Raw genomic sequence first — 21,454 nt, forward strand, 5'->3', positions numbered from 1 at the left:
CCGGGCATACGGCCGGGCCCGGCCGCGCGCCATGCCCCGGGACCCGCTGACGGACGGATCGGGCATGCCGGGCGCCGCGTGTTGGCGCACGCGGAGCGGGGGTGTTTCCCTTCTGACCCACACCCACAGCTTCTCGCTGGCCCGCGGCGCGCTCGATAATACCGGTGCGGCGCTGTCTGGGCGCGCGGGGCTCGCGCCGGCAGTGCTGGCGCCAGTAGCAGGGGCGGACATGCGGGCGCCTCAGCGCACCAGCCGCTCCAGCGGGTCGTAGAGGACCCTGTCCGAAAAGGCGACCCGCGGCAGGCTGTCAGGCTTGAGCCTGAGGCCAGCCAGATCCGTCCGGGAAAAGAACCGTCTGCGGTCGACCACCGCCCCGGGGTCGCGCCAGCCCGCGTCCAGCACACCCCCGGTGACCCGACAACGAAAGAACAGGTCGACCTGATGGTAACCGGTGCGCGGGTCATGGAACTCGTTGACGAGGCATGGCAGGCCGACCTCCACGGTGAGCCCGGTTTCCTCTTGCACTTCGCGCACCAGGTTGTCGGGCAGCGACGCGCCGGGCTCGACCCCGCCGCCGGGGGCGCACCACAGGTCGCTGTCCCCGCCGGGGTAGGCATTGACCAGCAAGAGCCTGCCATCCTCGACGATCACCGCGCGCACGGCCAGACGCACCCCCGCCATTGGCCTTCCTTTCCGTGATTGTATCGGGGGCTGTTGTATCGGCGGGTTTGTGTCTATCTCAATAGCCATGAAAGCGTTGCTCGCTGCCCTCCTGACGATTCTTCCGGCCACGGCGCTGGCCGACTGCGTCGCGCTCCTGCATGGTCTCGCGCGGACGGATGCCTCCTTCATCGTGATGGAGGAGGCGCTTCAGGCGCAGGGGTATACGACGTTCCGGCCCGACTACCCTTCGACCGAGCTCAGCATCGAAAGACTTGCCGACGAGACGCTTCCCATGGCCGTGCGGGTCTGCGGCGAGACGCGGATCCATTTCGTGACCCACTCGATGGGCGGGATCCTGTTGCGCCACTGGCTCCGGGATCACCGCCCCGACAACCTCGGTCGGGTGGTGATGCTGGCACCGCCCAACCATGGCTCGCAACTCGTGGACGAACTCGGCCGGACGAAGCTCTTCCTCTGGCTCAGCGGCCCGGCGGGGCAAGAGCTGGAAACCGGGGCTGACGGCCTGCCCGGCAATCTGCCCCCGGTGGATTTCGAGCTGGGCGTGATCGCGGGCGACCGGTCGCTCAACCCGTATTTTTCCACTCTCATCGAGGGGCCGGATGACGGGAAGGTATCGGTGGCGTCGACGCGGGTGGCGGGCATGGCCGACCACATAACCCTGCCGGTGAGCCATACCTTCATGATGAACAACCCGATGGTCATCGCGCAGGTGTCGAAATTCCTCGAAACGGGGGCTTTCGACCACGACATGGGCATGACCGACCTGCTCGGGGCGGAAACCGAATGAGCGACGCGCTGAAGCTCGTGGGCGCGCAGGTCCTGACCCCCGGCGGGCTGCGCCGTGCACCGCTGGGCATCGAGGACGGCAGAATCTCGGCGGTGCGCGCGGCCCGCGAAGTGGATCTATCGGGGTTCATCGTTCTGCCCGGCATCGTGGACATCCATGGCGACGGGTTCGAGAAACACCTCGCGCCGCGGCGCGGGGCGATGAAAGACCTCGACCAGGGGCTTGTCGCGGCCGAGGCCGAGCTGGCCGCCAACGGCATCACCACCGCGGTCCTCGCACAGTTCTACAGCTGGGAAGGCGGCATGCGCGGCCCCGACTTCGCCGGCCGCGTGCTGTCCGCCCTCGAAGAGGTGCGCCCGCGCCTCGATACCGCGCTCCTGGCGCAGCTCCGCTTCGAGATCCCGATGCTCGACCACTACGAGGCCATGCAGCAGATGGTGCAGCGCTTCGCCATTCCCTTCGTCGTGTTCAACGATCACCTTCCGCACGACGCGCTGGCGGCGGGCAAGCGCCCCCCGCGGCTGACCGGGCAGGCCCTGCGGATCGGCAAGAACCCGGAAAGCCACCTTGCCGACATGCAGGCGTTGCACGCCCGGATGCCGGATGTCCCCGCCGCGCTGGAACGGTTGACCGGGGCGCTCGCCGCGCGGGGCGTCATGATGGGCAGCCACGACGACCGCACCGCCGAGACGCGCCGGCAATGGCGCCGCATGGACGTGCGGCTGGCGGAGTTTCCCGAAACCCAAGAGGCGGCAGAGGCCGCGCATTCAGACGGCGACGGCGTCGTGCTCGGCGCACCCAACGTCGTGCGCGGCGGCTCCCACAACGGCAATGTCAGCGCGATCGACCTCGTGGCCATGGGGCTGTGCGATGCCCTCGCCTCGGATTATCACTACCCCTCGCTGAGGCGCGCCGCCTTCCTGCTGGCGGATGGCGGGCTCTGCGACCTTGCCGCGGCGTGGGCGCTGGTATCCTCCGGCCCTGCCCGCCTGTTGGGCTTGGAGGATCGCGGCACGCTGGCGCCCGGCCAGCGCGCGGATCTCGTCGTTCTCGACGCGGCGACGCGCGATGTCTGCGCCACCATGTCGGGGGGACGGGTCAGCTACATGCGGGGCCGGGCCGCCGCGCGTTTTCTCGGCTGAGGCGCCGCATCGCGGGCTTCTTCTTGGTCGAAATACCCCGTTTTCCATGCCGCGCCACGGGATCAGTCGCGCGGCGTGGCGTGCACCCGGTTGACATGGCCCATCTTGCGGCCCGGCTTGACCTCGGCCTTGCCGTAAAGATGGAGGGACGCGCCCGGCTCCTGCGCGATCAGGGCCACCTTTTCCACGTCCACGCCGATGAGGTTCTCCATGACCACGTCCGCGTAGCGCCGGCCATCGGCCAGCGGCCAGCCTGCGACGGCACGGATGTGCTGTTCGAACTGGTCAACCGAACAGCCCTGCTGGGTCCAGTGCCCGGAATTGTGAACACGCGGCGCGATCTCGTTCACCACCAGCGCGTCGCGCGTCACGAACAGCTCCACCCCCATCACGCCCACGTAATCGAGCCTGTTGAGGATCTGCCCGGCCAGAAGGGCTGCATCGGTGCGCTGCGCCGACGACAGGCGCGCCGGGACGGTCGTGGTGCGCAAGATACCGTCCTCGTGGACGTTCTCTCCCGGATCGAAACAGGCAACGGCCCCGTCGACCCCGCGGGCCCCGATCACCGACACCTCGTGCGAGAAATCGACGACCCCTTCCAGCAGCGCGGGTTGCCCCGCCATCTCGGTCAGTGCGGCTTTGGCCTGGTCCGCGTATGTGATCCACGCCTGGCCTTTGCCGTCATAGCCGAAACGGCGGGTCTTGAGGATCGCGGGAAGACCGATCTCGGCCATCGCCTCGGCGAGGTCCTGCGAATCGTCCACGGCGGCGAACGGCGCAGTGGCCAGCCCCAGTTCCGACAGGAACGCCTTTTCCATCAGGCGATCCTGGCTGACCTTCAGCGCGCGGCGGCCGGGACGAACGGGTTTCAGCGGCTCCAGCAGGTCAAGCGCCGCGGCGGGGATGTTCTCGAACTCGTAGGTGATCACGTCCACCGCCCCGGCAAACTCGCGCAGGGCATCGCCGTCCTCGTAAGACTTGCGGAAATGGTAGTTCGACACGTGGCTCGCGGGGCAATCGGCCCCCGGCTCGAACACGCAGGTCTTGAACCCGAGCCGCGCGGCCGCGACCGACAGCATGCGGCCCAGCTGACCGCCGCCGAGTATCCCGATCGTCGCGCCGGGAGAGAGGGAATCAGTCATCCTGTGGATCTTCCGGGATTGATGCGGACAATGCCGCGCGCCATGCGTCGAGCCGCGCGGCCAGCGACTCGTCCTCGTTGGCCAGGATCGCCGCGGCCATCAGCCCGGCATTGGCTGCCCCGGCCTCGCCGATCGCCATGGTCGCCACGGGGAAGCCGCGGGGCATCTGGACGATGGAATACAGGCTGTCCACGCCGCTCAGCGCGCGGCTCTGGACCGGCACGCCGATCACAGGCACGCGCGTCTTGGAGGCCATCATGCCCGGCAGGTGCGCCGCCCCGCCGGCGCCGGCGATAATGACCTTGAGCCCGCGCCCCGCCGCGGCCTGCCCGTAGGACCAAAGGCGGTCCGGCGTGCGGTGGGCCGACACGATCTTCGCCTCGTGGGCAACCTCCAGCTCGTCCAGAACCTCCGCCGCCCGTCGCATGGTGGCCCAGTCGGACTGGCTGCCCATGATGATGCCGACGCGTATCTCTGTCATATCGGCCCCTTCGCCTCGCCTGCCCCACGGCGTTGCGCACTATACGACCCGCGGCCGGTTACGCAATGATGTCGGGATAAAGCCGGTCCTCTATGTAAGAGATACGGTCCTTGAGCCGCAGCTTTTGCTGCTTGAGCCGCTTGACGGTGAGAGGATCGCTGGTGCCCTTTTCCTCCAGGGCGAGGATCGCCTCGTCAAGGTCGCGGTGCTGGCGGCGGAATTCCTCCAGCTCGACGCGCAGAACCTCGTCGGATTTCATCGAAAGATCTTGGAACTTGTTCATGCGCGCTGATTCGCTTCCGCCTGCGACGGTGTGCAGGGTACAGTCAAACCCGGCGTTCGGCAAAACACTTGCGCCGCCATCCCCCCGCCACCATATTTCCCGTACGGGCCGCCATAACGGGGCCAGTGCAAACGGACGGTCGCTTAGTGGAAAAGGACGCGCCGATGACAAAGCTATCCCTGGGGTCGCACCCCTACATGCTCGGGTTCGAACAGCTCGAGCGGATGCTGGAACGCAGCGCAAAATCGGGCAACGAGGGCTACCCGCCCTTCAACATCGAACAGACGTCGGACGCATCCTACCGGATCACGCTCGCCGTGGCCGGCTTCCGCGAGGCCGATCTCTCGATCACCGTGGAAGACCGCCAGCTGGTGATCCGCGGGCGCCAGAAGGATGACACCGGCGATCGGGTCTTTCTGCATCGCGGCATCGCCGCGCGGCAGTTCCAGCGCTCTTTCGTGCTGGCCGATGGCGTCGAGGTCGGAGAGGCCGTGCTGGAAAACGGTCTGCTGCATATCGACCTTAACCGTGCCCAGCCGGAAACGGTGGTGCAGACCATCAAGATCAACAAGGGGTAAGCGAAATGGATACGAAATTCGATCTCGGCACCGATGACAGCCGCGCCATCGTCTATGTCCGCCCGGTGAAGGTTGACGACCTGCCCGAGGACCTGCGCCAGCAGGCACAGGGGCTTGAGACGCTTTACGCGGTCCACAGTTCCGATGGCGAGCGGCTGGCACTCGTGCGCGACCGGTCCCTGGCATTCGTGCTGGCGAAGCAGAATGACATGGAACCCGTGACAGTCCACTGACAGGGTCCCGGCCGGCCATTCCGGCCGGGCCGCGCGGCAATGACCGCCGAAATCCGCGTGACGTGTCCGGCCACGCTGGCCATCACCGCGTCCCGGTGCCATACGGGCCTGAGATTCCATCATGTGACGGACAGGCCCAATGACCCAGATCGTGCACGCGCTATCAGAGATTTCCGACCGTTACGACGCCCTGTTCGTCGATCTGTGGGGATGCGTTCATAACGGCGTGTCGGCCTACGAAGAGGCGGTTGCGGCGTTGCGCGCCTATCGCGCGCGCGGCGGGTGTGTCGTGCTGGTCACCAACTCGCCCCGTGCCCGCGACCGGGTCGAGCGGCAGCTCGAGGGTTTCGGGGTTCCCGAGGATTGCTGGGACACCATCGCCACATCCGGCGACAGCGCGCGGGCGGCCATGTTCCGCGGCGTCGTGGGGCGCAGGGTGTACTTCATCGGACAGGATGCCGACCTGAAATTCTTCGAACCGCTCAAGATCATCGACTCCCCGGTCGATGTGGTGCGCGTATCGCTGGACGACGCCGAGGGCATCGTCTGCACCGGGCCGTTCGATCCCGAGGCCGATCTCGAAGATTCCCGCGCCGATCTGCTCCACGCCGCCCGGAAGGGGCTGAAACTACTCTGCGCGAACCCCGACATCGTGGTCGACCGGGGCGAGACCCGCGAATGGTGCGCGGGGGCGCTGGCCCGGATGTATACCGAGATGGGTGGCGAAAGCCTTTATTTCGGCAAGCCGCACCCGCCGATCTATGACCTCGCACACCGCCGTCTGGCCGCGCTCGGAAAGGACGTGCCCCGCGACCGCATCCTCGCGATAGGGGACGGGGCGCAAACCGATATCGCCGGTGCCATTGAAGAGGGGCTCGACAGCCTGTTCATATCCGGCGGGCTTGCCGCCCAGATGACCGGGACAGCGCATCAACCAGATCCGCAGGCATTGGCAGCTTATCTCTCGCAGGAGAACGTCACGCCGACCTACACCATCGGGCGCCTGCGTTGACAAAAAATCCTTGCGTTTCTGCGTATGCGAAGTAATAAAGTTGCCTCAGCGGGCGCCTTGGCGTCTATATAATTGCTCGCACGATCACCCTTGGAGGATCGAATGTTGGACAACATGCCACGCGGAACCATCACCATCGAGGAAATCGAGATGGGCATGACCCGCAGCCTGCGCAAAACGGTGACCGACGAGGATATCGAGATGTTCGCGCAGGTCTCCACCGACCGGAACCCGGTGCACCTGGATGATGACTATGCCCGTGACACGATCTTCGAAGGGCGAATCGCGCATGGCATGCTGACGGCCGGCCTCATCTCGGCGGTGATCGGAGAGCAGTTGCCGGGTCATGGCACGGTCTACATGGGCCAGACGCTCAAGTTCCTCGGCCCGGTGCGCCCCGGTGACATGGTCCTCGCGGAGGTCGAGGTTACCGGCATCGATCACGCCAAGCGCCGCGTGCAGCTGGACTGCCGTTGCACCGTGGATGGCAAAAAGGTCCTGATCGGCGAAGCAACGGTTCTCGCGCCGTCGGGCAAGTTCGACTGACGCAGGACACCGCGGCCACGGATCAGCCCGGTTGGCAGAGGGTCGCCACGCCGGTTTTGGGCCGCAGGATTCCCGTGGTATGATGAACGGCCAAGACGAGGGAGGTTCGCGATGGACGCGATGAGAACGACCCAGTATGCTCGCGCGCTCCTGAATTCCCACGGCGCGCGGGCACATGTCGAGGCCGCCCGAAGAATGCGGGAATGCGAGCAAACCGGACGCCGGAAAGAGGCCGAGGACTGGAAGCGGATTCGGCTGGCCATCAGCGAAATGCGCGGGCCGCACCAGGGCTGAGCGCACCGGCCCGCGTGATGGCGGGGTAAGCCGGATGAAAAGGGCGGGCCGCCCTGCCCGTGGCATCGCAAGGACCGGATCGCCGCTTGCGCAGGGCTGCGCTTGAGGCTACCCAACGGCCCATGCGCATCATCCGGGATTATACCTATCTCGACCCCGCCGACCGCGGTGCCAGTGTCGCCATCGGCAATTTCGACGGCGTCCATCTGGGGCACCAGTCCGTCATCGCGATGGCACGCGAGACGGGCGACCGCATCGGCGCACCGCTGGGTGTGTTGACCTTCGAACCACACCCCCGCGAGTTTTTCGCGCCGGATGCTCCGCCGTTCCGGCTGACCGGACCCGAGGCGCGCGCTCACCGACTGGAAAAGCTCGGTGTCGACAAACTCTACGAACTCAATTTCAATGCCGCCCTCTCCGCGCTATCGCCCGATGAATTCGCCCGAAACGTGATCGCAGAGGGCCTTGGCCTGCGGCACGTGGTCGTCGGTGCGGATTTCTGTTTCGGCAAGGGCCGCGCGGGCGATGCCCAGGATCTCGAGAAGTTCGGCGCCGAAATGGGCTTTGGCGTCACCATCGCGGAGCTGCTGAAAGGCGATCGCGAAGAGGTGTCCTCGACGGCGATCCGCAACGCGCTGAGCGAGGGGCGGCCACGCGACGCGGCGCGCATGCTGGGACACTGGCACCGCATCGACGGGCCTGTTCTTGGCGGCGAACAGCGGGGCCGCGATCTTGGCTATCCCACCGCCAACATGTCCATCGCCGGACTTCACCCGCCCCGGTTCGGCGTCTACGCCGTGCTGGTGGACGTGCTCACGGGGCCGCACCGGGGACAGTATCACGGCGCGGCCAGCCTGGGCGTCCGGCCGATGTTCCAAGGCGAGGAACCGAACATCGAAACATTCATTTTCGATTTCTCGGGCGATCTCTACTCCGCCGAGCTGTCGGTCGGGCTGGTCGAGTACCTGCGCTCCGAGGAAACCTTCGACAGCCTCGAGGCGTTCATCGCGCAGATGGACGCCGATTGCGAACGCGCCCGCGAGGTGCTTGCCCGCCTATGACCAACGACCCGATCGACCGCAGCGGGCTGCGCCCCCGCTTCTGGGAAACCACGCCGCTGGACGGAATGACCCGGCGCGAATGGGAGGCGCTGTGCGACGGCTGCGGCAAGTGCTGTCTCAACAAGCTGGAGGATGCCGATACCGGCGAGGTCGCGCTCACACGCGTGGCCTGCCGGCTGTTCGACGATACATGCTGTCGCTGCGCGCAATACGACAACCGCCACCGGTTCGTGCCCGAATGCGTGACGCTGTCGGTCGACAACATCGCCCGCAATCTCTACTGGCTCCCCCGGACCTGCGCCTACAAGCTGCTCTACGAGGGCCAGCCGCTTCGTGACTGGCATCCGCTGATCTCCGGCACGGCCGAGACCGTTCATGCCGCCGGGGTTTCGGTGCGCGACGCAACGATACCGGAATTCGAGGTCGACGAGGACGATTGGGAAGATCACGTGATCGAGGAGCCTACCTGATGCATTTCGCGTCCGACAATTGCGGCCCGGCGCACCCTGAGATCCTCGAAGCCCTGGCCAAGGCCAATGAAGGGCATTCGCCGTCCTACGGTGCCGACGCGCACATGGACGCCGTGCGCGACCGCGTGCGTACGATCTTCGAAGCGCCCGACGCCAGCGTTCATCTGGTGGCAACCGGGACTGCAGCGAACGCGCTGGCCCTCTCGACCATGGCAGACCCTTGGCAGACCGTGTTCTGCACGCCGTTCGCGCATATCCATACCGACGAATGCAACGCGCCCGAGTTCTATACCGGCGGCGCGAAGCTGACGCTGGTGGGGGACGGGGACAAGATGTCGCCCGAGGACCTGCGCGCCGCGGTATCGGGCTGGACGAAGGACGATGTGCACGTGCCGCAACGCGGCCCCGTCGCCCTGACGCAGGCGACCGAGATGGGGCGCGTCTATACCCCGCCCGAACTGTCCGCGCTGACCGCGGTTGCCCGCGAGCACGGGCTGGCCAGCTACATGGACGGCGCGCGGTTCGCCAATGCTCTCGAGGCGCTCGGCTGCAGCCCGGCAGAGATGACGTGGAAATCCGGGCTCGACGCGGTGAGCGTTGGCGGCACCAAGAATGGCTGCCTCGGCGTGGAGGCGGTGATCTTTTTCGAGCCCGGACATGCCTGGCAATTCGAACTTCGCCGGAAGCGTGGCGCGCACCTGTTTTCCAAGCATCGCTACCTGTCCGCCCAGATGCTGGCCTATCTCGATGACGACCTGTGGCGCCGTTCTGCCCGGGCGGCCAATCGCCGGGCGGCACGGCTGGCAGATGGCCTGCGCGGCGTGCCCGGCGCCGAGCTGGCCGCCGAACCGGAGGCGAACATGATCTTTGTCCGCCTGCCGCGCACCACCCACCAGCGGCTGAAGGCGGCGGGCGCGATCTATGGCCTCTATGAAGGGCCTCTGGACGCGGGCGCCCCCGATGAGCCGCTGCTCGCGCGGCTGGTCTGTGACTGGTCCGTAAGCGACGCCGAGATCGACAGGTTCGTTGAGATCGCCATGGGCTGAACCGCCAGCCGGTATGCCCGGCCCCGACGGTCGCCTGACGACGTCAAAGCTGCCCGGACAGGTGCAGGTCGAGATCTTCCAGCCGGTCCTGCCCCCAGAATCCCTGCCCGTCGTCCACGACGTAGAAGGGCGATCCGAAAACGCCCGAATTCACAGCGTCCTCGAGATTTGCGGCATAGGTTTCAGCCCCCGCCAGCAGCCCGCTGTCGGCCAGGCCGGGGTCGAAACCGGCCATCTCCAGGCAATGCCTGACGACATCATCCTCGGCGATGTCACGCTCCTCGGCCCAGCACGCGCGCATGATGCCGTGCACCAGCGCCCCCATGTGGCCACCGCCGGCATTCTGCGCCGCGATGATGGCATAAGAGGATGGCGCGGCATTGGTCGGCCAGTGCTTTGGCTGCGGGTTCAGGATCATCCCGTGCTTGCGCGCAAGGCGCGGCAGTTCCTGCGCGCGGTACGCCTGCCGGCTGGGGTGCCGTTCCTGCGGCGGGGTGCCGCCGGTGCGCTGGAACAACGCGATGACATCGATCGGCTTGTAGGTGATTTCCGCGCCATGGCGGTCGGCGATCTCCTCCAGCCGCGTTCCCGCGAGATAGGCAAAGGGCGAAAGCGTCGAGAAATAGTAATCGATCCGCGGCATACGGCGCACTCCCTCCCTGCCTTGCGCTTTGCCCGACGTTACGCGCGTGCTAAGCGGTGTCAACGTTACGAATCTGCCATAATCGGCCAGCCGGGGATAATCAGACGATGTCGACCACGCCAGAACCGAAACTGATTTCGGGCAACGCCAACCTGCCGCTCGCCCGCGCCATCGCCCGCCGCATGCCCATGCATCGCGGCGCGCCCGTGGGCCTCGTGGACGCGCGCGTGGAACGCTTCAACGACCAGGAAGTCTTTGTCGAGGTGTTCGAGAACGTCCGCGGCGAGGACATGTTCATTATCCAGCCCACCTCGAACCCGGCCAACGACAACCTTATGGAGCTGCTGATCATGGCCGACGCGCTGCGCCGCTCCTCGGCCAAGCGGATCACGGCCGTGATCCCCTATTTCGGCTATGCGCGGCAGGACCGGCGGACCAAGGCGCGCACGCCCATTTCGGCCAAGCTGGTGGCCAACATGATCGTCGAGGCGGGCATCGAGCGCGTGCTGACGATGGACCTGCACGCCGCGCAGATACAGGGCTTTTTCGATATCCCGGTGGACAACCTCTATGCCTCTCCGGTCTTCGCACTTGATATCCAGACCCAGTTCGCCGGACGGGTGGACGAGGTGATGATCGTCTCGCCCGACGTGGGCGGCGTTGCCCGGGCTCGGGAATTGGCCAAGCGGATCGAGGCGCCGCTCTCGATCGTCGACAAGCGCCGCGAACGTGCGGGCGAGGTGGCGGAAATGACCGTCATAGGTGACGTGACGGACAAGATCTGCATCATCGTCGATGATATGTGCGACACTGCGGGAACGATGGTGAAGGCGGCCGACATCCTGCTGGATTACGGCGCGCAGGAGGTGCACGCCTATACCACCCACGGGGTATTGTCCGGCCCGGCGATCGAGCGGATCACCAATTCCCGCCTGAAATCGATGGTCATCACCGACACGATCGGCGCCACCGAGGCGGTCAAGGCCACGCCCAACATCCGCATCATACCGACGGCCCCTATCTTCACGCAGGCGATCCTGAACATCTGGAACGGCACGAGCGTGTCGTCGCTGTTCGGCGCGGACACGCTGGAGCCGCTCTACGAGGGCCAGTTCAAGGAGTGAGCGCGCGTAATCGGGGGCGGCGACATCCCCTCAGGTGACGTCCCAATCGTCCTCGCCCGTCACCGGTCCGATCGCGATCCAACGGACGCGCGCGCGCGCCACGCGCGTATCCTCCCATGTGCGAAAGACGGCATCGAACCCTGTTTCCGTGACATCCTCGGTTGCCAGGTCAAGCCGCGCGTTCGTGCTTTGATCCACGTCCCACATGGACAGGGTGGCGAACACCGTTGGCGCGGCGCGAAAGCTTCGGCTGAACCGGATGGTGATGCGGCGCTCGCGCGGCCCGCTGCCCGACCACATCTCGCCGTCGTCCTCGTAATCGGAAAAGAGGACGTCCTCGCCCTCATCGATGCCGATCGTCGCGCTGGAAAGTTCCTTCATCGTGTCCTGCCCGCGTTGTGTAGCATTGGCGCTAATCCGGCAATTCGGCCGGAATGAGCATCTCATGCGGCGGTTTCGCGGCGGACCCGTTTGTGCCCGCGGCCGGCTCCCGGCCGCGCGGCAAGTCGTGCGGTCAGTATGCCTTGAGCCCGATCTCGTCGCCCATGGCCACCATGTCGGCAAGGAACTTGGCGGCCTCATCGACAGGGCCCGGCTCGTTCTTGTAGGCTTCCTGCGCCTTTTCCAGCTTGGCGTTGGCCTCGTCGACCATTTCCTTGTACTGGTCCTGCGTGATCTCGTCACGCGAGATTGCCCGTTCGGCAAGCACCGAGATGCTTTCGGGGTTGATCTCGGCGAACCCGCCGGTGACGACGTAATCCGTCTCTCCCCCTTGTCCCGCGACCTTGACGATGCCGGGGCGCAGCGTGGTTATCAACCGGGCATGATCCGGCAGCACCGTCATGTCACCCTCGGCGCCGGGCAGCCGCACCTCTTTCACCTCTTCCGAGGCGAGACGGCGCTCGGGGCTCACGAGGTCGAATTGAACTGTGTCAGCCATGTCGGCCTCCTCTTGCGGTGGCAAGGCGGGGGCGTGCCCCACCCTGCACCAGGATCGTTCTGGTCATGCGGGAAGATCCCGCATGGGCCCTTACGCCGCCTCGGCAGCCATCTTCTCTGCCTTGGCGACGGCCTCGTCGATGCCGCCGACCATGTAGAAGGCGCCCTCGGGCAGGTGATCGTACTCGCCGGCCACGACGGCCTTGAACGAGGCGATCGTGTCCTCCAGCGGCACCTGAACGCCGTCGGAACCGGTGAACACCTTGGCCACGTCGAAGGGCTGCGACAGGAAACGCTGGATTTTCCGGGCCCGGGCCACGGTCAGCTTGTCCTCTTCGCTGAGTTCGTCCATGCCGAGGATCGCGATGATGTCCTGAAGCGACTTGTAGCGCTGCAGCACACCCTGCACGTCACGCGCCACCTGGTAATGCTCTTCGCCCACGATCGCCGGGTCCATCAGGCGCGAGGTGGAGTCAAGCGGGTCCACGGCCGGGTAGATGCCCAGCTCCGAGATCGCGCGGCTCAGCACGGTCGTGGCATCGAGGTGGGCGAAGGTCGTCGCCGGCGCCGGGTCGGTCAGGTCGTCCGCGGGCACGTACACGGCCTGGATCGAGGTGATCGAGCCCTGCTTGGTGGAGGTGATGCGTTCCTGCATCGCGCCCATGTCCGTGGCCAGCGTCGGCTGGTAGCCCACGGCCGAGGGAATACGGCCCAGAAGCGCCGACACCTCGGAGCCCGCCTGCGTGAAGCGGAAGATGTTGTCGACGAAGAACAGCACGTCGGTACCGGATTGGTCGCGGAACTGTTCCGCCAGCGTCAGGCCGGTCAGGGCGACACGGGCACGGGCCCCCGGCGGCTCGTTCATCTGGCCGTATACGAGCGCCACCTGGCTGTCCTCGAGGTTGTCGGGCTTGATGACCTCGGATTCGATCATCTCGTGGTAAAGGTCGTTACCCTCGCGGGTCCGCTCTCCCACGCCGGCAAAGACCGAATAGCCCGAGTGCACCTTGGCGATGTTGTTGATCAGTTCCATGATGAGAACCGTCTTGCCCACGCCGGCACCGCCGAACAGGCCGATCTTGCCGCCCTTGGCGTAAGGCGCCAGCAGGTCGACCACCTTGATGCCGGTCACGAGGATCTCCGACTCGGTCGACTGTTCCTCGAATTCCGGGGCGGACTGGTGGATCGGCCGGGTTTCCTTGGCCTTGATCGGCTCGCCCTCGTCCACCGGTTCGCCGATCACGTTGATGATGCGGCCCAAGGTCGCGTCACCCACCGGCACGCTGATCGGGCCTTCGGTGTCGGTGACTTCCTGCCCCCGCACGAGGCCCTCGGTGGCGTCCATCGCGATGCAGCGCACGGTGCTTTCGCCGAGGTGCTGGGCCACCTCGAGCACCAGCCGCTTGCCGTGGTTGTCACATTCCAGGGCGTTCAGGATCTCCGGCAGGTGGTCGCCGAACTGCACGTCCACCACGGCGCCGATCACCTGGGTGATTGTGCCTTTTGCGTTTGCCATGTTTCGTCTCCGGTTTCTCGTCAGAGCGCCTCTGCGCCCGAAATGATTTCAATAAGCTCGTTGGTGATCACGGCCTGACGCGAGCGGTTGTACTGGATGGTCAGCTTGTCGATCATCTCGCCGGCGTTGCGGGTGGCGTTGTCCATGGCGGACATGCGCGCCCCCTGTTCCGAGGCGCCGTTCTCCAGCAGCCCGCTGAATATCGCGGTCGCCACGCCCCGCGGCAAGAGCTCGCGCAGGATGGCATCCTCGTCCGGCTCGAAATCGTAGAACGTGCCGGCATCCTCGGAGCCCTCGTCGCCCTGGACGTCGTAGGGGATGACCTGCTGCATCGTGGGGATTTGCGAGACGACGTTTTCGAACCGCGAGAAAAAGATCTTCGCGACGTCGAATTCCTCGTTCTCGAACCGCTTCAGCACGTTCTCGGCGACCGCCTGCGCATCGGAATAGCCCACGTTGCGAACGCCCGTCATGTCCACGTGGTCGATGAACAGGTCGGCATGTTCGCGCTTGAGCACGTCCCGGCCCTTCTTGCCTACGGTGATGACCTTGACGGTCTTGCCCTCGGCCTGGAGCTTCTGGATCTCGGTCCGCGCCAGCTTGGCGATGTTACTGTTGAAGCCGCCGCAAAGACCGCGCTCCGCCGTCATCACGACAAGGAGCTGGGTCTGGTCGCTGCCCGTGCCGCGCAGCAGGCGTGGCGCGCTCTCGCTGTCGCCCACGGACGCGGCGAGCTTGCCCATGACGTGATTGAACCGCTCCGCGTAGGGGCGGGACATTTCCGCGGCTTCCTGTGCCCGCCGCAGTTTCGCGGCGGCCACCATCTGCATGGCCTGCGTGATCTTGCGGGTCGACTTGACCGACTCGATCCGGTTCTTGAGGTCCTTAAGACTCGGCATGACCTATCCTCCGCGTCACGCGAAGTCCGAGGCGAACTCGTCCAGCGCGGCCTTGACCTTTTCCTCGGCGTCCCCCTCGATCTTGGGGTCGTCGTTGGTGATCATGTCCAGCAGGTCCTGGTGCTTGCTGCGCAGGTGGTTCAGAAGCCCCTGTTCGAACCGGCCGACCTGGCTGACCTCCAGATCGTCCAGATAGCCGTTCGTACCGGCATAGATCATGCACACGATCTCGGCGTTGGTCAGGGGCGAGTACTGCGGCTGTTTCATCAGCTCGGTCAGGCGTTCGCCCCGCTTGAGCAGGCGCTGCGTCGCCGCGTCGAGATCCGAGCCGAACTGGGCAAAGGCCGCCATTTCGCGGTACTGCGCAAGCGACAGCTTGACCGGGCCCGCGACGGATTTCATCGCCTTGGTCTGCGCCGAAGACCCCACGCGGCTGACCGAGAGACCGGTGTTCACGGCCGGGCGGATACCCTGGTAGAACAGCTCGGTCTCGAGGAAGATCTGCCCGTCGGTGATCGAGATCACGTTGGTGGGAATGAAGGCCGAAACGTCCCCGCCCTGCGTTTCGATGATCGGCAGGGCGGTCAGCGACCCCGCGCCGTTTTCGTCGTTGAGCTTGGCGGAGCGCTCCAGCAGCCGGGAGTGGAGATAGAACACGTCGCCCGGATATGCTTCGCGGCCCGGCGGGCGGCGCAGAAGCAGCGACATCTGGCGATACGCCACGGCCTGCTTGGACAGGTCGTCGTAGACGATCAAGGCGTGGCGGCCGTTGTCGCGGAAGTGTTCGGCCATCGCCGACGCCGAATAAGGCGCGAGGAACTGCATCGGCGCGGGGTCGGACGCGGTCGCGGCCACGACGATGGAATACTCCATCGCGCCCGCGTTCTCGAGCGTCTTGACCAGCTGCGCAACGGTGGAACGCTTCTGCCCCACGGCAACGTAAACACAGTAGAGCTTCTTGCTCTCATCATCGCCCGCGGCGTCGTTATAGGTCTTCTGGTTGAGGATCGTGTCCAGCGCCACCGCGGTCTTGCCGGTCTGGCGGTCGCCGATGATCAGCTCGCGCTGGCCGCGCCCGATCGGGATCATCGCGTCCACCGACTTGAGCCCGGTCGCCATCGGCTCGTGCACGGATTTGCGCGGGATGATGCCCGGCGCCTTGACGTCGGCGACAAGGCGCTTTTCCGTCTTGATCGGGCCCTTGCCGTCAAGCGGGTTGCCAAGCGCGTCGACCACGCGGCCGAGCAACTCGTCGCCCGCGGGCACGTCCACGATCGACTTGGTGCGCTTGACGGTGTCACCTTCCTTGATCTCGCGGTCAGAGCCGAAGATCACGACGCCGACGTTGTCGGCCTCGAGGTTCAGCGCCATGCCCATGATGTTGCCGGGGAATTCGACCAGCTCGCCGGCCTGCACGTTGTCGAGCCCGTGGACCCGTGCGATCCCGTCGCCGACAGACAGAACGCGGCCGACCTCGGCCACCTCGGCTTCCTGGCCGTAGTTCTTGATCTGGTCCTTCAGGATCGCAGAAATCTCTGCAGCTTGGATACCCATTTATCCGACCTCTTTCATTGCATTCTGTAGGGAATTGAGGCGCGAGCGGATCGAGGTATCGATCATCTTCGAGCCCACCTTGACGACGAGACCGCCGATGAGGCCCTCATCGACGGTCGCCTTGATGTTCACATCCTTGCCGACATTCGCCTTGAGCGTCTTGGCAAGCTTCTCGGACTGGGCCTTGGTCAGCGCCTTGGCGCTGACGACATCGGCCGTCACCTCGCCCTTGTGCTCGGCGATCATCTCGCGCAGCTTGGCCAGCAGTTGCGGCAGCACGAACAGGCGGCGCTTTTCCGCCATGACGCCAAGCCCGTTCTTCAGCACCGGGGCAAGACCCATCTTGTCGGCAATGGCGGCGATGCCCTTGGCCATCTCGGCGCGCGACAGGATCGGGCTGTTGATGAAGTTGCGCAGATCCTCGCTCTCGTCCAGAGCGGCGGACAGGTCTGCTATGTTGGCTTCAAGCTTCTCAAGAGACTTGTCCTCTTGTGAAATCTCGAAAATCGCGGTGGCATAACGCTCAGCGATGCCAGAGGAGATCGAAGCTGGTTCGGACACGTCCACCCTTCCGATTTCTGGCCCCGGGTAGCAAAATGACGGCATGAACATGCCGTCGTCCGGGGGCGTTGAGACACGATGTTGCTACGAATACACCGAAATTCGGCTGGGGTGTAGCAGAGCCTTATCGACCTAGCAAGCGGCTTGAAAAAGATTGTATACCGTTGAATACTGCACTTTTTCAATGGCTTAATTTCCCTGCGGCGGTTTGCAGCGCCTGAAGGGGGCGAAAAAGATCGCCCCGGCGCCCGGAAATTGCGATTCCATGCCGCGCGGGCAGGCCGCCGTTAACGCTATCGCGATTCTGCGCCGGTCATACCGGCTTGACCTCCGGCTTGGGCTTGAGCACCTCCAGCGGACGTCGCACCGTCTCGCGCAGCCCCGGCCCGCTCGGGGCATGAACGCGCTTGGTTGCCTGCACGATCAGCACGCCGCCCGCCGCGATGACCGACAGCCGGCCGCCCAGCCGTTCCCACATACCTGCGGTCTTGCGCCAGAAACGCTTTTCCGAAGGCGGCTGAAAGAGCGTCGTGGCATGACGCTCGGGCAGGAAGTTATGGGCCTTGAGCTGGGTTTCCAGCTGGCCCTGACTGTAGGGCCGGCCATAGCCGAACGGCGTGGCATCGCTGCGCGACCAGAACCCTGCCCGGTTCGGCACGATGAAAAGGGCCGAGCCCCCGGGCCCCAGAACACGCCAGCATTCCTCCAGCAGCGCGCCGGGCTGCTCACTGGTTTCCAACCCGTGCACAACGAGGAGCTTGTCGACATGGCCCGTCTCCAGCGGCCACCACGTCTCTTCGCAAAGGACCGCGACGTTGGGCATCCCCTGCGGCCAGCCGATCACGCCCTGCGGGGCGGGCATGAGCGCCGCCACGCGCTTCGATTCCGCGAGGTAGGGGCGCAGGAACGGCACGGCGAACCCGAATCCGACGACCGTCTGGCCCTTGGCCTCGGGCCAGAAGCGCAGGATTTCCGCACGGATGATCTTCTGGGCGGCCCGGCCCAGTGACCTGCGATAATAGAAATTCCTCAGATCCTGCACATCAAGATGCATTGCAGCGCCGGCCCCGATCCTTCAGTCTGAGCTTAACTCTAACCGGCGATTGGGGAAACACCATGGCATTGCAGATTGAAACCGTTCCCTGCCTGTCCGACAACTATGCCTATCTCGCGCATGACCCGGACACGGGCGAAACCGCCGTCGTGGACGTGCCCGAAGCCGGACCGATCCTGCAGGCGCTGGCGGCCAAGGGGTGGAACGCGACCATCGTGCTGCTGACCCATCACCATGCCGACCACGTGCAGGGGCTGGCCGAATTGCTCGAGTCGCACCCCGCAGAGGTCGCCGGGGCGGCCGCCGACAAGCACCGCCTGCCGCCGCTGGACATGGCCCTGGGCGAGGGCGACCCGGTCGTGATCGGCAACGAGAGCGGCGAGGTGATCGACGTCTCCGGCCATACGGTCGGCCACATCGCCTTCTACTTTCCCGAATCGCGTGTCGCCTTCACCGCCGACAGCCTCATGGCCCTTGGATGCGGGCGCGTATTCGAAGGGACGATGCCGCAGATGTGGCAAAGCCTGCAGAAAATGGCCAAGCTGCCGCCGGACACGGTCATATGCTCGGGCCACGAGTACACCGCCGCGAACGCGCGTTTCGCAGTGACCGTTGATCCGGGGAACGCAGCGCTTATATCTCGAAAGGCGGCGGTCGATGCCGCACGGGCCAAGGGCGAGCCCACTGTTCCATCAACCCTGGCCGAGGAACTGGCAACCAACCCGTTTCTCAGGGCCGACGACCCGGATATTCGCTCCCACCTGGGAATGGCCGGTGCGCCAACGGCAGAGGTCTTTGCGGAAATCCGCAGGCGCAAGGATAATTTCTGATGGCCCAAGGGGTGTGCGCCATCGCGGCAAAACCTCAATAGGGCTGGGAAATGTGAACGCTTGCCAAGAAAAAAAACTTGAAGGCGCGGCCATATCGACCAAACTTTAAACTGTAAGGGCCCAGATACCGCTCGGAGGTCCGACCGCAGACTAAGAGGAGCACAGACAAGTGCCATCATTCTCGACAACCCTGGAGCAGGCAATTCACGCGGCGCTCGCGTTGGCAAACGCAAGACGCCATGAATTTGCGACACTGGAACACCTGCTGCTGGCGCTGATCGACGAGCCCGACGCCTCGCGCGTTCTCAAGGCTTGCTCGGTCGACACCGAGGATCTGCGCTCCACGCTGGTGGAATTCATCGACGAGGACCTTTCGAACCTCGTCACGGACATCGAAGGGTCCGAGGCAGTGCCGACCGCCGCCTTTCAGCGCGTGATCCAGCGCGCGGCCATTCACGTCCAGTCGTCCGGCCGCACCGAGGTAACGGGCGCCAACGTGTTGGTGGCGATCTTCGCAGAGCGCGAATCGAACGCGGCCTATTTCCTGCAGGAACAGGACATGACCCGCTACGACGCGGTGAATTTCATCGCCCACGGCGTGGCAAAGGATCCCGCCTACGGCGAATCCCGCCCGGTACAGGGTGTCAACGACATGGAAAACGAACAGAACAAGTCCGACAGCGGTGCCGACGCGGTGGAAGCGGGCGAAAGCGCGCTCGCGAAATACTGCGTGGACCTGAACGCCAAGGCCCGCCGCGGTGACGTGGACCCGCTCATCGGGCGCGACCACGAGGTGCAGCGGTGCATCCAGGTGCTTTGCCGCCGCCGGAAGAACAACCCGTTGCTCGTCGGTGATCCCGGTGTTGGCAAGACCGCCATCGCAGAGGGACTCGCGCACAAGATCGTCGAAGGCCAGACGCCCAAGGTGCTCGCAAACAGCACGATCTATTCCCTCGACATGGGGGCGCTGCTGGCGGGCACGCGCTATCGCGGCGATTTCGAGGAGCGGCTCAAAGCCGTGGTCACCGAGCTGGAGGAACATCCCGACGCCATCCTGTTCATCGACGAGATACACACGGTGATCGGGGCCGGGGCCACGTCGGGCGGGGCGATGGACGCCTCCAACCTGCTCAAGCCCGCGCTGCAGGGCGGCAAGCTGCGCTGCATGGGCTCGACGACCTTCAAGGAATTCCGGCAGCATTTCGAAAAGGACCGTGCGCTGTCCCGCCGGTTCCAGAAGATCGACGTGGTCGAGCCGACCAACGAGGACGCGATCAAGATCCTCAAGGGGTTGAAACCCTATTTCGAGGATCATCACAGCGTGAAGTACACCAACGACGCGATCAAGTCCGCGGTGGACCTCAGCGCCCGCTACATCAACGACCGCAAGCTGCCCGACAAGGCCATCGACGTGATCGACGAGGCCGGCGCGGCGCAGCATCTCGTGGTCGCCTCCAAGCGGCGCAAGTCGATCGGCGCCAAGGAAATCGAGGCGGTCGTCGCCAAGATCGCACGCATCCCGCCAAAGAACGTCAGCAAGGACGATGCCGAGGTTCTCAAGGATCTCGAGGGCGCCCTGAAGCGGGTCGTGTTCGGGCAGGACAGCGCGATCGAGGCGTTGGCCAGCTCGATCAAGCTGGCGCGCGCGGGCCTGCGGGAGCCGGACAAGCCCATCGGCAACTACCTCTTCGCGGGGCCCACCGGCGTGGGCAAGACCGAGGTGGCCAAACAGCTGGCCGACACGTTGGGCGTCGAGCTGCTGCGCTTCGACATGTCGGAATACATGGAGAAGCACGCGGTCAGCCGCCTGATCGGTGCGCCGCCGGGCTATGTCGGTTTCGACCAAGGCGGCCTGCTGACCGACGGTGTCGACGAGCACCCGCACTGCGTTCTGCTGCTCGACGAGATCGAGAAGGCGCACCCGGACGTGTTCAACGTGCTGCTGCAGGTGATGGACCATGGCAGCCTGACGGACCACAACGGCCGGCGCGTGAACTTCCGCAACGTCGTGCTGATCATGACGTCGAACGCCGGGGCGACGGAGCAGGCGAAATCCGCCGTTGGCTTTGGCCGCGACCGGCGCGAGGGAGAGGACACCGAGGCGATCGAGCGCACCTTCACGCCGGAATTCCGCAACCGGCTTGACGCGGTGATCTCCTTCGCGCCGCTGCCCAAGGAGGTCATCCTGCAGGTCGTCGAGAAGTTCGTGCTTCAGCTCGAGGCGCAACTGATGGACCGCAACGTGACCATCGAGCTGACCAAACCGGCGGCGGAATGGCTGGCCGAAAAGGGCTATGACGACAAGATGGGCGCCCGCCCGCTTGGCCGGGTGATCCAGGAGCACATCAAGAAGCCATTGGCGGAAGAGCTTCTCTTCGGAAAGCTCGCGAAAGGCGGGATCGTCAAGGTCGGTGTCAAGGACGGCAAGATCGACCTCAAGCTCGAGGGGCCCAAGCACCCGCGCCTGTCGGGCAAGAAACCCCCGCTTCTGACCGCCGATTGACCGGCATCATACCCTGAATGCCCCGAGGCCCGGCGCGCTTTCCGCGCCGGGCCTTTTTCATGGCCGGGGCAC

At 65.3% G+C, this 21,454-nt stretch carries 25 protein-coding genes; 13 read left to right on the forward strand and 12 right to left on the reverse strand.

Translation table 11 applies throughout. The features are described from left to right. Positions 1-240: 240 nt before the first annotated feature. The gene (locus ACH13J_RS07385) at positions 241-681 is read right to left on the reverse strand and encodes an NUDIX domain-containing protein (protein ID WP_397542682.1); all 441 of its coding nucleotides are present in this window, start codon (positions 679-681) and stop codon (positions 241-243) included. Positions 682-748: 67 nt separating this feature from the next. Here ACH13J_RS07385 and ACH13J_RS07390 point away from each other — a divergent pair, with 67 nt between their 5' ends. Together ACH13J_RS07390 and ACH13J_RS07395 are read left to right on the forward strand one after the other, a co-directional pair. Then, a complete protein-coding gene (locus tag ACH13J_RS07390) occupies positions 749-1,471 on the forward strand; it encodes an esterase/lipase family protein (protein WP_397542683.1) in 723 nt (240 codons plus the stop codon). Further along, positions 1,468-2,613 carry an alpha-D-ribose 1-methylphosphonate 5-triphosphate diphosphatase gene (locus ACH13J_RS07395; RefSeq protein ID WP_397542684.1) on the forward strand — a complete coding sequence of 382 codons (1,146 nt, stop codon included), beginning with the start codon at positions 1,468-1,470 and terminating at the stop codon, positions 2,611-2,613. The genes ACH13J_RS07390 and ACH13J_RS07395 overlap by 4 nt, the downstream gene beginning before the upstream one ends. 62 nt (positions 2,614-2,675) lie before the next feature. On the opposite strand, the gene ACH13J_RS07400 is transcribed toward ACH13J_RS07395, so the two are convergent. From ACH13J_RS07400 to ACH13J_RS07410, 3 genes are read right to left on the reverse strand one after another with little or no spacing between them, the layout of a single operon-like run. After that, positions 2,676-3,755: a 5-(carboxyamino)imidazole ribonucleotide synthase gene (locus ACH13J_RS07400; protein ID WP_397542685.1), complete on the reverse strand. Its 1,080-nt coding sequence runs from the start codon at positions 3,753-3,755 to the stop codon at positions 2,676-2,678. Then, positions 3,748-4,236, reverse strand: coding sequence for a 5-(carboxyamino)imidazole ribonucleotide mutase (purE, locus tag ACH13J_RS07405; protein WP_397542686.1), 489 nt, complete (start codon positions 4,234-4,236; stop codon positions 3,748-3,750). The genes ACH13J_RS07400 and purE overlap by 8 nt, the downstream gene beginning before the upstream one ends. Before the next feature lie 58 nt (positions 4,237-4,294). Then, complete coding sequence (locus ACH13J_RS07410; protein WP_397542687.1) at positions 4,295-4,519, reverse strand: YdcH family protein; 225 nt, start codon at positions 4,517-4,519, stop codon at positions 4,295-4,297. 164 nt (positions 4,520-4,683) lie between these two features. On the opposite strand from ACH13J_RS07410, the gene ACH13J_RS07415 reads away from it, so the two are divergent. The 8 genes from ACH13J_RS07415 (at position 4,684) to ACH13J_RS07450 (ending at position 9,759) form a co-directional block, all read left to right on the forward strand. Beyond that, entirely contained in the window at positions 4,684-5,097 is a 414-nt protein-coding gene (locus ACH13J_RS07415) for an Hsp20 family protein (protein ID WP_397542688.1), read from the forward strand. 5 nt (positions 5,098-5,102) lie between these two features. Next, positions 5,103-5,330, forward strand: coding sequence for a DUF1150 family protein (locus ACH13J_RS07420; protein ID WP_397542689.1), 228 nt, complete (start codon positions 5,103-5,105; stop codon positions 5,328-5,330). 139 nt (positions 5,331-5,469) lie between these two features. Then, positions 5,470-6,342 (forward strand): TIGR01459 family HAD-type hydrolase, encoded by an 873-nt coding sequence (locus ACH13J_RS07425; protein WP_397542690.1) that lies wholly within the window; start codon positions 5,470-5,472, stop codon positions 6,340-6,342. Positions 6,343-6,444: 102 nt separating this feature from the next. Then, a complete protein-coding gene (locus ACH13J_RS07430) occupies positions 6,445-6,888 on the forward strand; it encodes a MaoC family dehydratase (protein WP_397542691.1) in 444 nt (147 codons plus the stop codon). Positions 6,889-6,999: 111 nt separating this feature from the next. After that, complete coding sequence (locus tag ACH13J_RS07435) at positions 7,000-7,182, forward strand: hypothetical protein (protein WP_397542692.1); 183 nt, start codon at positions 7,000-7,002, stop codon at positions 7,180-7,182. A 122-nt stretch (positions 7,183-7,304) separates the two neighbouring features. Next, positions 7,305-8,243: a bifunctional riboflavin kinase/FAD synthetase gene (locus ACH13J_RS07440; protein ID WP_397542693.1), complete on the forward strand. Its 939-nt coding sequence runs from the start codon at positions 7,305-7,307 to the stop codon at positions 8,241-8,243. After that, positions 8,240-8,713 (forward strand): YcgN family cysteine cluster protein, encoded by a 474-nt coding sequence (locus ACH13J_RS07445; protein WP_397542694.1) that lies wholly within the window; start codon positions 8,240-8,242, stop codon positions 8,711-8,713. The genes ACH13J_RS07440 and ACH13J_RS07445 overlap by 4 nt, the downstream gene beginning before the upstream one ends. After that, the gene (locus ACH13J_RS07450) at positions 8,713-9,759 is read left to right on the forward strand and encodes a beta-eliminating lyase-related protein (protein ID WP_397542695.1); all 1,047 of its coding nucleotides are present in this window, start codon (positions 8,713-8,715) and stop codon (positions 9,757-9,759) included. The genes ACH13J_RS07445 and ACH13J_RS07450 overlap by 1 nt, the downstream gene beginning before the upstream one ends. Before the next feature lie 43 nt (positions 9,760-9,802). Here the strand turns inward: ACH13J_RS07450 and ACH13J_RS07455 are convergent, their stop codons facing one another. After that, positions 9,803-10,402 carry a 2-hydroxychromene-2-carboxylate isomerase gene (locus ACH13J_RS07455; RefSeq protein WP_397542696.1) on the reverse strand — a complete coding sequence of 200 codons (600 nt, stop codon included), beginning with the start codon at positions 10,400-10,402 and terminating at the stop codon, positions 9,803-9,805. A gap of 107 nt (positions 10,403-10,509) precedes the next feature. Between ACH13J_RS07455 and ACH13J_RS07460 the strand changes: the two genes are divergently transcribed. Further along, entirely contained in the window at positions 10,510-11,526 is a 1,017-nt protein-coding gene (locus tag ACH13J_RS07460) for a ribose-phosphate diphosphokinase (RefSeq protein ID WP_397542697.1), read from the forward strand. Positions 11,527-11,556: 30 nt separating this feature from the next. On the opposite strand, the gene ACH13J_RS07465 is transcribed toward ACH13J_RS07460, so the two are convergent. The 7 genes from ACH13J_RS07465 to ACH13J_RS07495 all read right to left on the reverse strand — a co-directional run bounded on the left by ACH13J_RS07465 (position 11,557) and on the right by ACH13J_RS07495 (position 18,049). Further along, positions 11,557-11,907 (reverse strand): H-type lectin domain-containing protein, encoded by a 351-nt coding sequence (locus ACH13J_RS07465; RefSeq protein ID WP_397542698.1) that lies wholly within the window; start codon positions 11,905-11,907, stop codon positions 11,557-11,559. 133 nt (positions 11,908-12,040) lie between these two features. Continuing rightward, entirely contained in the window at positions 12,041-12,466 is a 426-nt protein-coding gene (locus ACH13J_RS07470; RefSeq protein WP_397542699.1) for a F0F1 ATP synthase subunit epsilon, read from the reverse strand. A 90-nt stretch (positions 12,467-12,556) separates the two neighbouring features. After that, on the reverse strand, positions 12,557-13,981 hold the full coding sequence (atpD, locus tag ACH13J_RS07475) for a F0F1 ATP synthase subunit beta (RefSeq protein ID WP_397542700.1): 1,425 nt from the start codon (positions 13,979-13,981) through the stop codon (positions 12,557-12,559). A 20-nt stretch (positions 13,982-14,001) separates the two neighbouring features. Further along, entirely contained in the window at positions 14,002-14,880 is an 879-nt protein-coding gene (locus ACH13J_RS07480) for a F0F1 ATP synthase subunit gamma (RefSeq protein ID WP_397542701.1), read from the reverse strand. 15 nt (positions 14,881-14,895) lie between these two features. Continuing rightward, entirely contained in the window at positions 14,896-16,434 is a 1,539-nt protein-coding gene (gene atpA, locus ACH13J_RS07485; protein ID WP_397542702.1) for a F0F1 ATP synthase subunit alpha, read from the reverse strand. Next, on the reverse strand, positions 16,435-17,001 hold the full coding sequence (locus ACH13J_RS07490; protein ID WP_397542703.1) for a F0F1 ATP synthase subunit delta: 567 nt from the start codon (positions 16,999-17,001) through the stop codon (positions 16,435-16,437). It abuts the gene before it with no gap. 307 nt (positions 17,002-17,308) lie between these two features. After that, a complete protein-coding gene (locus tag ACH13J_RS07495) occupies positions 17,309-18,049 on the reverse strand; it encodes a methyltransferase domain-containing protein (protein ID WP_397542704.1) in 741 nt (246 codons plus the stop codon). A 62-nt stretch (positions 18,050-18,111) separates the two neighbouring features. Here ACH13J_RS07495 and gloB point away from each other — a divergent pair, with 62 nt between their 5' ends. Both gloB and clpA read left to right on the forward strand, forming a co-directional pair. Next, positions 18,112-18,879 carry a hydroxyacylglutathione hydrolase gene (gloB, locus tag ACH13J_RS07500; RefSeq protein ID WP_397542705.1) on the forward strand — a complete coding sequence of 256 codons (768 nt, stop codon included), beginning with the start codon at positions 18,112-18,114 and terminating at the stop codon, positions 18,877-18,879. 169 nt (positions 18,880-19,048) lie between these two features. Continuing rightward, positions 19,049-21,382, forward strand: coding sequence for an ATP-dependent Clp protease ATP-binding subunit ClpA (gene clpA, locus ACH13J_RS07505; protein ID WP_397542706.1), 2,334 nt, complete (start codon positions 19,049-19,051; stop codon positions 21,380-21,382). Positions 21,383-21,454: the final 72 nt, after the last annotated feature.

It is taken from the genome of Roseovarius salis, assembly GCF_044472985.1.
Classification (GTDB): Bacteria; Pseudomonadota; Alphaproteobacteria; order Rhodobacterales; family Rhodobacteraceae; genus Roseovarius; species Roseovarius salis.

Excerpts from the sequence above, each read along its gene's own strand:
- ACH13J_RS07385 (WP_397542682.1), bottom strand. The coding sequence starts at position 681 with ATGGCGGGGGTGCGTCTGGCCGTGCGCGCGGTGATCGTCGAGGATGGC.
- ACH13J_RS07390 (WP_397542683.1), top strand. The coding sequence starts at position 749 with ATGAAAGCGTTGCTCGCTGCCCTCCTGACGATTCTTCCGGCCACGGCG.
- ACH13J_RS07395 (WP_397542684.1), top strand. The coding sequence starts at position 1,468 with ATGAGCGACGCGCTGAAGCTCGTGGGCGCGCAGGTCCTGACCCCCGGC.
- ACH13J_RS07400 (WP_397542685.1), bottom strand. The coding sequence starts at position 3,755 with ATGACTGATTCCCTCTCTCCCGGCGCGACGATCGGGATACTCGGCGGC.
- purE (WP_397542686.1), bottom strand. The coding sequence starts at position 4,236 with ATGACAGAGATACGCGTCGGCATCATCATGGGCAGCCAGTCCGACTGG.
- ACH13J_RS07410 (WP_397542687.1), bottom strand. The coding sequence starts at position 4,519 with ATGAACAAGTTCCAAGATCTTTCGATGAAATCCGACGAGGTTCTGCGC.
- ACH13J_RS07415 (WP_397542688.1), top strand. The coding sequence starts at position 4,684 with ATGACAAAGCTATCCCTGGGGTCGCACCCCTACATGCTCGGGTTCGAA.
- ACH13J_RS07420 (WP_397542689.1), top strand. The coding sequence starts at position 5,103 with ATGGATACGAAATTCGATCTCGGCACCGATGACAGCCGCGCCATCGTC.
- ACH13J_RS07425 (WP_397542690.1), top strand. The coding sequence starts at position 5,470 with ATGACCCAGATCGTGCACGCGCTATCAGAGATTTCCGACCGTTACGAC.
- ACH13J_RS07430 (WP_397542691.1), top strand. The coding sequence starts at position 6,445 with ATGTTGGACAACATGCCACGCGGAACCATCACCATCGAGGAAATCGAG.
- ACH13J_RS07435 (WP_397542692.1), top strand. The coding sequence starts at position 7,000 with ATGGACGCGATGAGAACGACCCAGTATGCTCGCGCGCTCCTGAATTCC.
- ACH13J_RS07440 (WP_397542693.1), top strand. The coding sequence starts at position 7,305 with ATGCGCATCATCCGGGATTATACCTATCTCGACCCCGCCGACCGCGGT.
- ACH13J_RS07445 (WP_397542694.1), top strand. The coding sequence starts at position 8,240 with ATGACCAACGACCCGATCGACCGCAGCGGGCTGCGCCCCCGCTTCTGG.
- ACH13J_RS07450 (WP_397542695.1), top strand. The coding sequence starts at position 8,713 with ATGCATTTCGCGTCCGACAATTGCGGCCCGGCGCACCCTGAGATCCTC.
- ACH13J_RS07455 (WP_397542696.1), bottom strand. The coding sequence starts at position 10,402 with ATGCCGCGGATCGATTACTATTTCTCGACGCTTTCGCCCTTTGCCTAT.
- ACH13J_RS07460 (WP_397542697.1), top strand. The coding sequence starts at position 10,510 with ATGTCGACCACGCCAGAACCGAAACTGATTTCGGGCAACGCCAACCTG.
- ACH13J_RS07465 (WP_397542698.1), bottom strand. The coding sequence starts at position 11,907 with ATGAAGGAACTTTCCAGCGCGACGATCGGCATCGATGAGGGCGAGGAC.
- ACH13J_RS07470 (WP_397542699.1), bottom strand. The coding sequence starts at position 12,466 with ATGGCTGACACAGTTCAATTCGACCTCGTGAGCCCCGAGCGCCGTCTC.
- atpD (WP_397542700.1), bottom strand. The coding sequence starts at position 13,981 with ATGGCAAACGCAAAAGGCACAATCACCCAGGTGATCGGCGCCGTGGTG.
- ACH13J_RS07480 (WP_397542701.1), bottom strand. The coding sequence starts at position 14,880 with ATGCCGAGTCTTAAGGACCTCAAGAACCGGATCGAGTCGGTCAAGTCG.
- atpA (WP_397542702.1), bottom strand. The coding sequence starts at position 16,434 with ATGGGTATCCAAGCTGCAGAGATTTCTGCGATCCTGAAGGACCAGATC.
- ACH13J_RS07495 (WP_397542704.1), bottom strand. The coding sequence starts at position 18,049 with ATGCATCTTGATGTGCAGGATCTGAGGAATTTCTATTATCGCAGGTCA.
- gloB (WP_397542705.1), top strand. The coding sequence starts at position 18,112 with ATGGCATTGCAGATTGAAACCGTTCCCTGCCTGTCCGACAACTATGCC.